We start from the raw sequence: 15465 nt of genomic DNA on the forward strand, positions 1-15465 counted from the left end.
ACGGCACAGCTGAAGCGGGAAGGGCGGAACCCGCAGCCGGGAACCTGCCGCGAAAGAAGATGAACCGGCACCCCGATTCCGAAAAAATTTCCTATCTTTCGGAAAATAAAACCGCCTGACATGGAACTATCCGATAAAAAATTCGCGGTGCTGATCGACGCCGACAACATCTCGCACCGGAAAATCAAGGACATACTCGACGAAATCGCCAACTACGGCACGCCGACGATCAAGCGTATCTACGGCGATTTCACAGACCCGAAATTCGCGGCATGGAAAAGCGTGCTGCTCGAGAATTCGATCACCCCGATCCAGCAATACGCCTACACGACAGGCAAGAACGCGACGGATTCGGCGCTGATAATCGACGCGATGGACATCCTGCACAAAGAGTCGGTCAACGGATTCTGCATCGTGTCGAGCGACAGCGACTACACCCGCCTGGCAAGCCGCATCCGCGAATCGGGACGGGAAGTACTCGGTTTCGGGGAGAAGAAGACCCCCAAGCCGTTCATCAAATCGTGCGACAAATTCATCTATGTCGAGATACTCGGGCAGCCCGCACCCGCCCCGGCTCCGGTATCGGCACCGGCACAAACAACGGCAGCTGTGCCGGCAGCCAAAGCTGCGACGCCGAAAAAAACCGCGAAAAAACATCAGGGGCGCAATGCACCCGAAACAGACATGCCGGAGGCAGCCCCCGCAGAACCCGCCGCTGCGGAGAAAAAGGTAGCCCCGGCTCCGGATACGGCACAGCCCCAGCCGATCATCCGTCCGATCGACGACGATTTCAAGACACTGCTCGCAAACACGATCGAAGACGCCGCCGACGACAGCGGCTGGGCCTTCCTCGGCATCGTGGGCGGGGTGCTCACCAAGAAGATGCCGGACTTCGACCCCCGCAATTACGGGTACAAGAAACTGTCGCTGCTGGTAAAATCCCTTTTGAAAATAGTCGAGATCGAAGAGCGCCCGTCGGAAAATAAGGAGCTGAAACTCGTTTACGTCCGAAACCGTATCCGGTAGACGTCCAAGCCTGCCCGCCCCGGCAACCGAACCACGCAGGGATCACGGGCGCCCATGCAAAATACGCCGGACAGGCACCCCCGCAAGATTTTCCGGGCCACTATCCCTGCAGGATTTCCCGGCCGGATACGGCATAACAAACAGGTTACGGCAACGAGGCCGCTGCAACGCAATCTTGCAGCGGCCTTTCGCATAGCCCCCAATCCGGGTTGCGCGCCCGGCACAGGAGCTGCACGGGAACAGCGCAGGAGCAGCCGAAACAGCAGAAAGAACAACGGAAGAAACAGCGGAGGAAGCAACGGCAGCGAGAACGTCAGGAGGCGAATAACCTCGAAAAAACCGGAGCGGCACTTACAATCCGGAAGCAGCATTCGCAAAATTTTTTAATAACGCCACTACTGTCAAATCGCAATTAAAATTACAAAATCCGGTAACGATCAAGCAGCGAAACAAGCCTCTGAATGCGCAATTATCAGCAATGCAGAGGCACAAAGAGAAAAAACCACCGGATTAGAGCCGCAAAAAAGTCATCCGCCGTGAACAATCTGACAATAAATTTATATATTTGTGATATTGTTTTCAAAACCCTACTAATCCGAAACAAGACATGGACAAAACCAATGTACGGGAGTTGCAGGATGTCGTGATCCGCTTTTCAGGCGACTCGGGCGACGGCATGCAGCTTACGGGCACGCTTTTCTCAGACACCTCGGCACTGCTCGGGAACGGGATCTCGACCTTCCCCGACTACCCTGCCGAAATCCGCGCGCCACAGGGTACCGTGGCGGGCGTATCTGGATTCCAGGTTCACTTCGGCAGCCACCGGGAGCTCAACCCCGGTGACTACTGCGACGTGCTGGTGGCGATGAACCCCGCAGCGCTCAAGGCCAACCGCAAATGGCTCAAACCGGGTGCGACGGTCATCATCGACGGCGATTCGATCACCGAAGACCACCTCAAAAAGGCGTGCTTCGCCACGCTCGACCCCATCGCCGAGTTGCAACTCGACGAGTACAACGTCGTCATTCCCGACATCACCTCGATGACGCGCGAAGTGCTCCGGGAGACCGGCCTCGACAACAAGGCCGTAACCAAGTGCAAAAACATGTTCGCACTGGGCATCTGCTTCTACCTGTTCGACAGGCCGGAAGCGTACGCAATCAAATATATCGAAACCAAATTCGCAAAGAAGAACCCCGCCATAGCCGAAGCCAACAAGCTGGCCATCCGGGCGGGGTACGACTACGCAGCCAATACGCACCAGTTCGCAAACACCTACACCGTAGCGCCCGCACCGCTCGAAAAAGGCACCTACCGCTCGATCAGCGGTAACGTCGCCACGGCATGGGGTCTGTGCGCCGCGGCCGAAAAGGCCGGGCTGCCGCTCTTCTGCGGCTCGTACCCGATCACCCCGGCCACCGTAATCCTCGAAGAGCTGGCCAAGCGCAAAGACCTCGGGGTGAAGACCGTCCAGGCCGAAGACGAAATCGCGGGCATCTGCACCGCCATCGGCGCGGCCTTCGCAGGCAACTTCGCCGTGACGACCACCTCGGGTCCCGGCCTGTCGCTCAAGAGCGAGGCGCTGGGACTGGCCGTGATGACCGAACTGCCGCTGGTGGTGGTCGACGTACAGCGCGGCGGCCCCTCGACGGGACTTCCGACCAAGACCGAGCAGAGCGATCTGGCGCAGGCGCTCTACGGCCGCAACGGCGAGTGCCCCGTGATCGTCGTGGCGGCATCGTCGCCCAGCGACTGCTTCCACTACGCATTCGAGGCCGGACGCCTGGCCATGGAGCATATGACCCCCGTGATCCTGCTGACCGACGGGTTCATCGCCAACGGCTCGGAGCCGTGGCGCATCCCCGCGATGAAGGACTACCCTGCCATCACCCCGCCGATCGTGGACGAGGCCCCCGAAGGCGGTTTCATGCCCTACGTGCGCAACGAAAACCTGGCCCGCGGCTGGGCATTCCCCGGCAAGACGGGACTGGAACATCGTGTCGGCGGCCTTGAAAAGGACTGCGTAAAGGGTTGTATCTCGCACGACCCGTCGAACCACCAGAAAATGGTACGCACCCGCGCCGAAAAGGTGGCGAAAGCCGTCGACGACATCCCGGCACAGGCCGTATGGGGCGCCCCGGAAGGCGACCTGCTGGTGGTCGGCTGGGGAGGTACGCGCGGACACCTGCAAAACGCCGTCGACCAGATGCGCGCCGAAGGCAAGCGCGTTTCGCTGTGCCATTTCAACTACATCAACCCGCTGCCGCACGGCGTACGCGAGATATTCTCGAAATTCCGCAAGATCGTCGTCTGCGAGCTGAACGAAGGGCAGTTCGCCAACTATCTGCGCCAGAGTTTGCAGGAGTTCCGCTACGAACAGTACAACAAGTGCGAGGGCCTGCCCTTCACGGTTGCAGAGCTTTGCCAAAAATTCGAATCCTTATTGAAATAACGCCATGGCAGAATACAAATACACCCCCGCGGATTTCAAAAGCGACCAGGAGGTACGCTGGTGCCCCGGATGCGGCGACCACGCCATCCTCAGCGCCGTACAGCGCGCGCTGCCCGAGATCGCCGACGCGACCGACACGCCGCACAACCTTTTCACGTTCGTGTCGGGCATCGGCTGCTCGTCGCGGTTCATCTATTACATGAAGACCTACGGGTTCCATTCGGTGCACGGCCGCGCCAACGCCGTGGCCACGGGTGTCAAGGTCGCCAACCCGCGCCTCAGCGTCTGGGTCACCACGGGCGACGGCGACTCGCTGGCCATCGGCGGCAACCACTTCATACACGCCATCCGCCGCAATGTCGACCTGAACGTCATACTCTTCAACAACGAGATCTACGGCCTCACCAAGGGGCAGTACTCCCCCACCTCGAAGCTGGGCAAGATCACCAAGACCTCGCCCTACGGCACGGTCGAAAAGCCGTTCAACCCCGGCGAACTGGTGATCGGCGCCAAAGGCACGTTCTTCGCCCGCTCGGTCGACATGGAGGTGCAGCTTTCGAAGGAGTGCATGGTGGCCGCTGCGATGCACAAAGGCATGTCGGTGATCGAAGTACTGCAAAACTGCGTGATTTTCAACGACAAGACCCACGCTGCATTCGCCGCCGACAAGGCTACGCGCGCCGAACGTACGATCACGCTGCGCCACGGCGGGAAAATGCTGTTCGGGGCCAACATGGAGAAGGGAATCGTCTTCGAGGACATGAAGCTCAAGGTCGTGACCGTCGGCCAGGACGGCTACACGCTGGACGATGTGCTGACGCACGACGCCCACGAGCGCGACACGACGCTGCACTCGATGCTGGCGGCGATGAAATATCCCGAATACCCCGTTGCCCTGGGCGTGATCCGCGCCGTCGAGGACGCCACGGTTTACGACCGCGAGGTGGCCCGGCAGGTCGAGGAGGTCAAGGCACAGAGCAAGATCCGCTCGGTGGACGAGCTGCTGCATTCGGGCGCCACGTGGGAAATCGAATAACTTAACAGGCATGACACTGATCCGGGAGGCATCCCGGCATACGGGAAAGCCGGCGCTCGAAGCGCCGGCTTTTTCCTTGGGGCGGGACAAACAAACGGCACCCCGGAGGAAGGATTGCCCGGCGGCCTCCAGTATGCCCCCCGCCTGCCGGTACGAAAGCCCCCCGGACAGCGGAGATGCTTGCGAAAATGCGGAAACAGCCTTATAATCCGCATGGCGGACAAAAAAACGATACCGGACGCCCCGCCCTACCCCCCCCCTCCGAACGGCAGCAATGGTAATCCTGCGGTCGATTTTTTCCGGCCGCTATTTGGAAATAAAAAAATTTCCGTTATCTTTGCACCCACAACGGGGGATTAGCTCAGTTGGCTAGAGCGCTTGCATGGCATGCAAGAGGTCACCAGTTCGACCCTGGTATTCTCCACAACCCCGGTAAGGATGGACACAAGTCCATCCTTATTTTTTTATCGGAATCCATCCCCCCGCATCCACAGACGCCCCCTCTATCCTCCAACAGCAACCGGGCGCAGGCAAGGCGAGGCACCACACAGGTGCAGACAAACCCGCAGGCGGGCGCTGCCTGCGACAAAAAAAACGGCAATCGGCCGCAAAAAAAACGCAATCACCAGTAATACAGGACAATGACAGGCAACGAACGAGGCTTTTGAAAAAAATATCCGCCCTGTACCGACATTATCGGGAACATAGATTTTGACAATTCGGATATTTTACGTTTATTTGCATGAACATATTGATAAATATAAGAACATATACAAGACACAAAAGTGAACATAGCGGGTCGAACAGGGTAAAGATTCCCCTCAGGAATGACTCAGGGGAAAGCCCCCCGGGAAAGGCCTGCGCCGATGCCCGCAGCAAACCGCCCTACGCGCCATGCTATACGCCGATCCCGGCACGGCTATAATCCGGGGATAACACAAAAGCCCGAACGACATGAAATTACAACTCGACCCGAACTCTTCGAAACCGCTGCACCAGCAGGCCGAGGATCTGCTGCGACAGATGATCCAGCAGGAAGAGTACCGCAAAGGCAAACTGCTTCCCAACGAGGTGGAGCTATCCAAAGAACTGAACATCTCGCGCAACACCCTGCGGCAGGCCATCAACCGGCTGGTGTTCGAAGGGCTGCTCATCCGCAAGAAAGGATACGGGACGACCGTGGCGCCCCAGAACGTGATGAGCAACGCCCGCAACTGGATGAGCTTTTCGCAGGAGATGCATGCCCAGGGCATGGTCGTGCAGAATTTCGAACTACACATCAGCCGCAAGACGCCGCCGGCCGAGGCTTCCGAGTTTCTCAACGCCCCGGAAGGAGCCAGGCTGCTGTGCCTGGAGCGCCTGCGCGGACGCCCGAACCTACCGTTCGTCTATTTCATCTCCTATTTCAACCCCGCGATCCCGATGACCGGAGAAGAGGACATGGCGCTCCCGCTCTACGAAAACCTCCGGAAGAATTACGGCATCGTCGTCAAGACCTCGCGCGAGATGGTATATGCCCGCAGCGCAAACGCGGAGCTGGCCGAAAAGCTCGACATCAACGAAGGGGAGCCGATCCTCGTCCGCAAACGCTTCGTGCTCGACGTAAACGACACCCCGGTGGAATATAACATCGGCTATTACCGCGCCGACAGCTTCACCTACTCGATCGAATTCATCAACGGCTGACAAACACCACAACCCAAATGAACAAGTCACTCCACAAATTACTGCCCGTCCTGTTCGGTTTCTTCGTCATGGGCTTCTGCGACGTGGTCGGTATCTCGACCAGCTATGTCCAGCAAGATTTCGGGCTCAGCGAGACCCTCGCCGGATTCATCCCCTCGATGGTTTTCATCTGGTTCCTGCTGCTTTCGATTCCGGCGGCCCTCGCCATGAACCGCCTCGGCCGCAAGAACATGGTACAGATCAGCAACGGCATCACGGCCATCGGTATGCTGATCCCGTTCGTACACTACAACCTTGCCACGTGCATGACGGCATTCGTGCTGCTGGGCATCGGCAATACGATCCTCCAAGTGTCGCTCAACCCGCTGCTCACCAACGTGGTCAAGGGGGACGCGCTGACCAGTTCGCTGACCGCAGGCCAGGTCGTCAAGGCGGTCTCGTCGTTCTGCGGCCCCTTCATCGCCGCATTCGCCGCCGGCACGCTGGGCAACTGGCAATACCTCTTCCCGATCTTCGCGCTCATCACGCTGCTCTCGGCCGCATGGCTCATGTGCACCCCCATCCGCGAAGAGGCCGAAGCGCCGCAGGCCTCGCCCGTCGGTGCAACGTTCGCCCTGCTGAAAGACCGCACGGTGCTCCTCCTCTTCCTCGGGATCGTCTTTGTCGTCGGCGTCGACGTGGGGATGAATACCGTGGCGCCCAAGCTGCTGATCGAACGCGGCGGTTACCCCGTCGAGCAGGCCGGACTCGGGTCGAGCGTTTACTTCGTCTGCCGCACGGTCGGTGCGCTGATCGGTTCGATCCTGCTGGTGCGCATGAACGACGTGCGTTATTTCCGCATCCACATCTTCGCGGCCATCGCCGCCATGGCCGTCCTCTACTTCGTGCAGGGCACCGTGGGAATGCTGGCGCTCATCGGAGCGATCGGCTTCGCCTGCTCGAGCATCTTCTCGGTGATCTACTCGACGGCGCTGAAATGCCATCCGGAAAAAGCCAACGAGATTTCGGGGCTGATGATCACGGGGGTCTGCGGCGGCGCCGTCATCCCGCCCCTGATGGGCTTCACGACCGACCTCCTGGGCAGCCAGACCGGTTCGCTGCTGGTCATTTCGGCCTGCATGCTCTACCTGGCAGGCTGCGCCCTTGCCCTGCGCAGGTTCGCCGCGAAATAGACGGACGCCACGCACCTCATGTATATACATTAAACAGAAAACCATATAACCCAAAGGCGGCCGCAACGGCCGCCGGCAAACATCAACGATGAAAAAACACCTGCACAAACTGATCCTCTTCTCCGCGACGGCCTGTCTGTCGGCATGTACGGCCCAGGAGCCGCTGACGGACTACGTCGACCCGCGCATCGGCACCGCACATTCGCGGTGGTTCTTCTTCACCCCGGCGGCCGTACCGTTCGGCATGGCCAAACTGGCTCCGACGACCGACGGCCACCTGGGGAATCCCAACGGCTGGGAAGCCGTGGGCTACGACTCACGCCACACCTCGATCGAGGGCTTCGCCAACCTCCACGAGTTCCAGGTCGGCGGCGTGGTGGTGGCTCCGACGGTCGGCGAACTTCAGACCGTACCCGGGCCGCTCGACAACCCCGACGCGGGCTACCGTTCGCGCTTCGACAAGAAGGACGAGGTGGCGCGCCCCGGCTACTACTCCGTGCTGCTGAAGGATTACGGCGTCAAGGCCGAACTGACGGCCACCGAACGGGTCGGGTTCCACCGCTATACCTTCCCGGCAACGGAGGAGGCGAACCTGATCTTCAACATCGGGACGCGCATGGGCGAAAGCGGCCCGGTGCGCGACGCGTCGGTGACCTACACCGACGACGGACGTATCGAGGGCTGGGTGGTGACCGAGCCCGCCTATGTCGACATTTACCAGAAAGGCGCCACGGTGACAATGTATTTCAGCGCCGTACTCGACGCCGAGCCTGCGGCCTGGGGCGCGTTCAGCGGCGAGCAAACCTTCGCGGGGGAGCGCAGCCGCACAGGCGCCGGAGCAGGGCTCTACCTGCGTTTCGACACCCGCGAGCGTCAGCAGGTGGGGCTGAAGATCGGCCTGTCGTACACGTCGGTGGAGAACGCGCGGCTGAACCTCGAAAAGGAGGCCGCCAGGAAAGATTTCGACCGAGTGCGCCGCGAGGCGAACGACACGTGGGAAGAGGCGCTGGGCCGGCTTCGCGTCGAGGGTGGCCTGCACGATGACCGCGTGAAGTTCTACACGGGGCTGTTCCACGCCCTGCTGGGACGCGGCCTGGCCAACGACGTGAACGGGGCCTATCCGGCCAACGACGGCACGGTCGGACAAATTGCCCTCGACGGTGCGGGCAGGCCGGTGCACGACTATTACAATACCGATGCGATCTGGGGCGCCTACTGGAACCTCACGCAGCTGTGGAGCATCGCCTATCCCGAATACTATGCCGACTGGGTGGCGAGCCAGCTGCTGGTCTACAAGGACGCCGGATGGCTCGGCGACGGCATCGCATGCAGCAAGTACGTCTCGGGCGTAGGCACCAACTTCACGGGGCTCGCCATTGCCGCGGCCTACAACTGCGGCATCCGCAACTTCGACGTGGCGCTGGGCTACCAGGCCGCCCGCAAGAACGAGCTGGGCAGCGAAGGCCGCCCGGCCGGCGCGGGCAAACTGGACGTGGGAAAATTCGTCAGTCAGGGCTATTCGCCCTACCTGCCCGAACTGGGCATGCAGACCACGCCCGACGGCTCGGGATTCGCGGCATCGCATACGCTCGAATACTCGTTCAGCGCCTATGCCGTCGCACAGATGGCCCGCCAGTTGGGCCATGAGGCCGATTACGAGCAGCTCGAAAAGCTTTCGGGCGGGTGGGAGCTGCTTTTCGACCCCGAAACCAAGTACATCCGGCCACGGGATCGCAGCGGTGAATTCATCGCCGACTTCGACCCCCATGCGGCATGGGCCGGATTCCAGGAGGGCAATGCCGTGCAGTACACCTACTACGTGCCCCACGACATCGACCGGCTGGTCGAGATGGTCGGCCGCGAGGAGTTCAACAACCGCCTCGACAGCACGTTCCTCATCTCACGCGAGAGCGTCTTCGGCGGCGGCAAGACGATCAATGCCTTTGCGGGAGTCCATGCCTATTACAACCACGGCAACCAACCGAACCTCCACATCTCGGCGCTGTTCAACTTCTCGGGCAAACCGTGGCTCTCGCAGAAATGGATGCGCACGATCTGCAACGAATTCTACGGCACGGAGGAGATCCACGGCTACGGCTACGGGCAGGACGAAGACCAGGGACAGCTGGGGGCATGGTACGTCATGGCCTCGATGGGGCTCTTCGACGCGAAGGGGCTTACCGCCCCCGACCCGACGTTCCAGATCGGCAGCCCGTTGTTCGACAAGGTGACGATCCGCCTCAACCCCGATTACTACACGGGCAAGGAGTTCGTGATCGAAACGACGGGCAACACGCCGGAGAATTACTATATCGGTTCGCTGGAACTGGACGGCAAACCCTTGCAGAGCGTACAGCTTCCCTTCGCCGAAGTGGTCGGCGGCGGCACGCTGCGGGTGAACCTCGCCGCGGAGCCCAACACCCGGCTGAACAAATAACTACGAAAAATATACCGTCATGGCACAATCGGCACATAATCGCTACGCCCTGGGCGTGGACATCGGCGGCAGCCATGTCTGCTCGGCGGTGGTAGACCTCGCCACGGGGCAACTGTGCGGGGAACCGCACACGGACAAAGTCGACGCGGCGGCCGGGGCCCGCACGATCGCCGGGGCCTGGGCCGCGAACATCCGGCGCACGGCCGCGGCATCGGGCATCGGACGCATCCGGTGCGCAGGCTTCGCCTTCCCCGGGCCGTTCGACTACGAGCGGGGCATTTCGCTGATCCGGGGCGTGCGGAAGTTCGAGCGCATCTACGGGCTCGACGTCGCGGCGACGCTCTACCCGCTGCTGCGGGAGTGCGGCACGGAGGAGTTCCGCTACGTCAACGACGCGGCGGCCTTCGCGCTGGGCGAATGCCTCGGCGGGGTCGCGGATGGCGCCGAACGCGTAGTGGCGCTGACGCTCGGCACGGGCGTCGGGTCGGGCTTCGTGGCCGGCCGCAGGCTGGTGACCTCGGGCGACGAGGTGCCCGCCAACGGCTGGGTATACTGCCTGCCGTTCGAAGGGGGCATCGTCGACGAAGCCTTCTCGACCCGCTGGGTATGCGGCCGCTACCGGGAGCTGACCGGGCAGGAGATAAGCGGCGCACGCGAAGCTGCCGAACGCCATGCGGAAGACCCCGCGGCACGGCGCCTATTCGACGAATACGGGGAGCGGCTGGCGGCATTCGCAGCCCCCGTGGCGGAACGCTTCCGCGCCGACATGCTGGTGCTCGGCGGGAATATCTCGCGGGCCTACCCGCTGTTCGGGCCCGCCATGGAACGCCGGCTCGAAGCCGACGGCCACCGGATCAGGATAGGGCTCCCGGCCCGGCCCGACCATGCCGCCCTGATCGGCGCAGCATCGTTATTCATATAACCAAACAATAGTCATGTCTCTTTTAAGGAAAACAACACAGAACCCACTTCCGGTATGCAAACCGGAAACCGGAAAAAACCAATACGACATCTACCCGACACATGACCTCGGGCCGGATAAGATTTTCTGCGACTACACGTCGCTGGCACGGCGGCTGGCCGGACAGAAGCAGGTTGTCGTCGACGGCTATGTCGGCGTACGCTTCGACCTCTTCCGGCAGGAGCTGAACCGTGCGCTCACGCAGCTGGGCATCCGCCCCGTGTGGTGGAGCGTCGACGCGGCCCTGCGGCCGCAGGAGGAGATCGAACGCCTGGTCGCCCCCTATCTGGGCGGCGACGACCCGATCTTCGGCTTCCGCACCCCGCTGCGGCTGGAGGAGTTCTTCGACGGGGAAAAACTGCGGGCGATCGCACCCGACCCCGAGGCGGAGATGAACATACTCATCGGAACGGGCGCCGCGCTGGCCGGCTGGCAGGGCGAGTTGGTCTATATCGACATCCCGAAAAACGAGATCCAGTTCCGCTCGCGTGCGGGCAGCATCGCCAACCTGGGGGCCACGCAGCCCGAGCCCCCGAAAAAGATGTACAAGCGGTTCTATTTCGTCGACTGGGTCGTACTGAACCGCCACAAGAAGGAGCTGCTGCCCCGCATCGGCATCATCGTCGACGGGCAGCGCGAAGGGGAGATCACCTGGGCCGAGGGCGCCGACCTGCGCCGCGGCCTGGAGCACCTCGCCGCAAACGGATTCCGCGTCCGGCCGTGGTTCGAACCCGGGGCGTGGGGAGGCCAATGGATCCGCGAACACATCGGCGCACTGCCCCACGACGTGCCCAACTACGCATGGTCGTTCGAGCTGATCGTACCGGAAAACGGGCTGATCTTCGGCAGCGGCGGCAAGATGCTCGAAGTGTCGTTCGACATGGTGATGTTCCAGGGCGGCGAACAGGTCGTCGGCAGCGCGTGCTACGACGCATACGGCGACGAATTCCCGATCCGCATGGACTACCTCGACAACTTCGACGGCGGCAACCTTTCGATCCAGTGCCACCCGCAGCGGGAATATATCCGCAAGAATTTCGGCGAGGTACTGACTCAGGAGGAGACCTACTATATCCTCGACACGGCACCCGGGTCGGTCGTATACCTCGGGTTCAAAGAGGATATCGACCCTGCGAAGTTCGAACGGGCGCTGACCGAAAGCTTCGAAAAAGGCACGGAACTCGACGTGCCGCGCTACATCAACGCCGAACAGTCGGCGCGGCACGACCTGTTCCTCATACCGCCGGGCACGCTCCACAGCTCGGGACGCAACAACCTCGTGCTGGAGATCAGCACCACGCCTTACATCTTCACATTCAAGATGTACGACTGGCTGGCGCTCGACCTCGACGGGAAACCGCGCCCGCTGAACATCCGCCGCGCAATGGAGAACCTCTGTTTCGACCGCAAGGGCGAGGCCGTAAAACGGGAACTGGTGTCGCACCCCGCGCTGCTCGACAAGGGAGCGGACTGGGAACTGTGGCACCTGCCCACGCACCGCAACCACTCCTACGACGTGCACCGTTACAAGCTCAACACCTCGGTGGAGGTCGCAACGCAGGGAAAATGCCATGTCCTGAACCTGGTCGAAGGCGAAAGCGCCGAGGTCGAAACCGCGGGCGGCAGCCGCTTCCGCCTGAGCTATGCCGAAACGCTGGTAATTTCGGCGGCGGCAGGCTCCTACCGGATCGTCAACACCTCGGGGCGCGAGATCATGGTCGTGAAGGCTTTTATGAAATAACGGGTATATTCCCGGGCTGCGGGCCGGAAAAGGAACCGGCGAGACGATATTATTCGTATATTCATGCAATACGAACCTTAACGTAAGCACATCGCGATGAAAAAAGAGCTGTTAACCCTGTTTTGCGTGGCGGGAATCTCGTTCCCGGCACTCGGCGGCACCTACAATATCGCCCCGAAAGCCCGCGCCACGGCATCGTCGTCGCTCAATGCCGACGGCGATGCCTCGAAAGTCAACGACGGCTACATCCGCCTCGACAATGCGGGCGAATGGGTATCGGCAGCGCAGATGCCCTACTGGCAGCAATTACCCTACCCTTGGATCCGGCTCGACTGGGACGAGGAGGTCACCCTCTCGCGCATCGTCCTCTACGACCGGCCGACGGGCGATGCGCATACGGCAGGCGGCGACCTCTTTTTCAGCGACGGTACACGTATCGGAGTAGTCGGGATCCCGGACAACGGGGAGCCCAAGGTCGTGGAATTCGCGCCCAAACGGGTCAGATGGGTGAAATTCGAGGTCAACGACGCCGTGGGTTCCCATGTCGGGCTCTCCGAGATCGAGGCATTCCCGCCCGCCGGGGCCGGAGGCGACTTCGTCTCGCAGGTCAACCCGTTCATCGAAACGACCAAGGGGCGCTATTTCTTCTTCATCACGGGCAACCAGCCGTTCGGCATGATCGGCGCCGCACCGCTGACCCGCAACCGCAACCAGTACGGCGGGGGCTACAACTACAATTCGACCGAGGTGCTCGGCTTCCCGCAGATACACAACTGGGTGCTGGCCGGGCTTACGCTCATGCCGACGACCGGCAACGTCGATCCCACCCTCGGCGAAGGGCACTGGAAATCGCACTTCCGGCACGAGGGCGAAATCGCCCAGCCGGGTTACCACCGCCTCTTCCTGGAGGATTACGGCATCTGGGTCGAGCAGACGGCCACCGACCGCACGGGGTTCTACCGCCTGACCTTCACCCGCGACGCCGAAGCCGGCATACTCCTGAACCTGGGCGGTTACCTGGCGTCGACGACCATGTGCAACGCCCGCGTGCGGCGGGTCGGGGAGCACGAAATCGAGGGCAGCTTCGACACCTACGGCCGCCACTGGGGCGGCCCCGAGAACGTCAGGGTTTACTTCGTCGTCCGTTTCGACCGGCCGTTCGACCGGCTCGACGGATGGGCAGGCACACGCCGTTATTCCGGGATCGACTCGCTCGAAGGCTCCTCCGAAATCACCAGGCGCCACCCGCGCGAAGCGCTGAGTTACCTGGACTCCCCCACATCGGGCGTCGCGGCACATTACGGCGTCCGTACGGGCGATCGCATCCATGTCCGCACGGTCGTATCGTACGTCAGTACGGAAAATGCACGGGAGAACCTCACGCATGACGCCACGACCTGGGACTTCGACGCCGTGCGCCGCGCGGCACAGGACGAATGGAACGAATGGCTGGGACGCATCGAGGTAAAAGGCGGCACGCAGCAACAACGGACAAAATTCTACACCGACCTGTGGCATGTCCTGCTGGGCCGCCACAAGATCGACGACGTGAACGGCGAATACCCCGACCTGACGGACGGCCAGCGCGCAGGTTCGTTCACGCGCGACATCCGGGTCAAGACCCGCACGCTCCCGCGCGATGCGGCAGGCCGCGTCGTGCATCACATGTATAATTCCGACGCCTTCTGGCTCACGCAGTGGAACCTCAACGTCCTGTGGGGGCTGGGATGGCCCGAAATGCCCGACGAAATGTCGGCCTCGCTCATCCGCTATGCCGACAACGGCGGGCTGATTCCCCGGGGGCCCTGCGCCGGAGGGTATACCTACATCATGTCCGGATGTCCGGCCACGCCACTCATCGTCTCGGCCTATAACAAAGGGCTGATGCGCAAATGCGACCCGATGCACGCTTTCCGGACGATGCAACGCAACCATATGCCGGGCGGCATGCAGGGAATCGGGGAATTTTACCTCGAACACGGCTACCAGCCGAAAAACGCCGGGATGACGATCGAGTCGAACTTCCAGGATTGGGCGCTCGCACAAATGGCCGTGCGTCTGGGGCTGGAGGATGAAGCCGCCTACTTCGGCAACCGATCCCACGGATGGCGCAAGCTATACCGCCCCGACCAGCAGTTGCTCTTCCCCAAGGACGAACAGGGCCAATGGCTGCACGACGATCCGCTCAGGGGCACCGGCTGGATCGAGGCCAATGCATGGCAGGCCACCTGGGGCGTTTCGCACGAACTACCGACCCTCGCAACGCTCATGGGCGGTTATGACAAATTCTGCGGGAAGCTCAATTATGCATTCGAGCAGGCTGCGCCGCAGGATTTCGTGTTCGGCTACGGACAAGGTTACGTCAGCTACGCCAACCAGCCGGGATGCTCCAACGCACACGTATTCAGCTGGGGCGGGAAACCCTGGCTCACGCAATACTGGGTTCGCCGGGTGAACGAACAGGCTTACGGGGGCACCACACCCGACCGGGGGTATGGCGGGCACGACGAAGACCAGGGACAAATGGGCGGCGTGAGCGCACTGATGTCGATCGGGTTGTTCAGTACGCGGGGCACGGCCGCTGCCCGCCCCGTATACGAGATCACCTCGCCGGTCTTCGACGAGGTGTCGATCCGTCTCGACAAGCGTTATTACCCGGCCGACCGTTCCGACCGGTTCGTCATCCGCACCTACGGCAATTCGGACAAGAACTGTTATATCCAACGCGCACGCCTCAACGGCCGGGTGCTCAACAACTTCTGGTTCCCGCACGAAGAATTCGCACGCGGCGGCCTGCTCGAGCTATGGCTGGGGCCCGAGCCCAACACCCGCTGGGGAACCGGGAAACTCCCCGAATAGCGGCAGGCATATTCCCTATCGGCGGCGCATCCGTTGTCCGGATGCGCCGTTACTTTTTCGGGGCGTCCCTGCCCGGGGAGGGAGGGGCCGGGAGC

At 61.6% G+C, this 15465-nt stretch carries 9 protein-coding genes and 1 tRNA gene; all 10 read left to right on the top strand.

The features are described 5' to 3' along the window. The first annotated feature begins 120 nt into the window (after positions 1 to 120). Positions 121 to 1026, top strand: coding sequence for an NYN domain-containing protein (locus tag B3C38_RS07695; RefSeq protein ID WP_286726529.1), 906 nt, complete (start codon positions 121 to 123; stop codon positions 1024 to 1026). A gap of 607 nt (positions 1027 to 1633) precedes the next feature. Then, on the top strand, positions 1634 to 3478 hold the full coding sequence (locus B3C38_RS07700) for a 2-oxoacid:acceptor oxidoreductase subunit alpha (RefSeq protein ID WP_276655681.1): 1845 nt from the start codon (positions 1634 to 1636) through the stop codon (positions 3476 to 3478). A gap of 4 nt (positions 3479 to 3482) precedes the next feature. Continuing rightward, entirely contained in the window at positions 3483 to 4514 is a 1032-nt protein-coding gene (locus B3C38_RS07705) for a 2-oxoacid:ferredoxin oxidoreductase subunit beta (RefSeq protein ID WP_018696822.1), read from the top strand. A gap of 350 nt (positions 4515 to 4864) precedes the next feature. Continuing rightward, positions 4865 to 4938, top strand: a tRNA-Ala gene (locus B3C38_RS07710). A 530-nt stretch (positions 4939 to 5468) separates the two neighbouring features. Then, positions 5469 to 6200, top strand: coding sequence for a GntR family transcriptional regulator (locus B3C38_RS07715; protein ID WP_022333751.1), 732 nt, complete (start codon positions 5469 to 5471; stop codon positions 6198 to 6200). 17 nt (positions 6201 to 6217) lie between these two features. Continuing rightward, a complete protein-coding gene (locus tag B3C38_RS07720; RefSeq protein ID WP_022333750.1) occupies positions 6218 to 7372 on the top strand; it encodes an MFS transporter in 1155 nt (384 codons plus the stop codon). Between the two features lie 88 nt (positions 7373 to 7460). Beyond that, positions 7461 to 9809: a GH92 family glycosyl hydrolase gene (locus B3C38_RS07725; RefSeq protein ID WP_022333749.1), complete on the top strand. Its 2349-nt coding sequence runs from the start codon at positions 7461 to 7463 to the stop codon at positions 9807 to 9809. A gap of 19 nt (positions 9810 to 9828) precedes the next feature. Further along, positions 9829 to 10731 carry an ROK family protein gene (locus B3C38_RS07730; RefSeq protein WP_032134303.1) on the top strand — a complete coding sequence of 301 codons (903 nt, stop codon included), beginning with the start codon at positions 9829 to 9831 and terminating at the stop codon, positions 10729 to 10731. Positions 10732 to 10744: 13 nt separating this feature from the next. Next, positions 10745 to 12511 (top strand): class I mannose-6-phosphate isomerase, encoded by a 1767-nt coding sequence (locus B3C38_RS07735; RefSeq protein ID WP_022333748.1) that lies wholly within the window; start codon positions 10745 to 10747, stop codon positions 12509 to 12511. A gap of 96 nt (positions 12512 to 12607) precedes the next feature. Next, entirely contained in the window at positions 12608 to 15370 is a 2763-nt protein-coding gene (locus B3C38_RS07740) for a GH92 family glycosyl hydrolase (protein WP_286726533.1), read from the top strand. Positions 15371 to 15465: the final 95 nt, after the last annotated feature.

It is taken from the genome of Alistipes sp. UBA1686 (assembly GCF_002320215.1).
Classification (GTDB): Bacteria; Bacteroidota; Bacteroidia; order Bacteroidales; family Rikenellaceae; genus Alistipes; species Alistipes onderdonkii.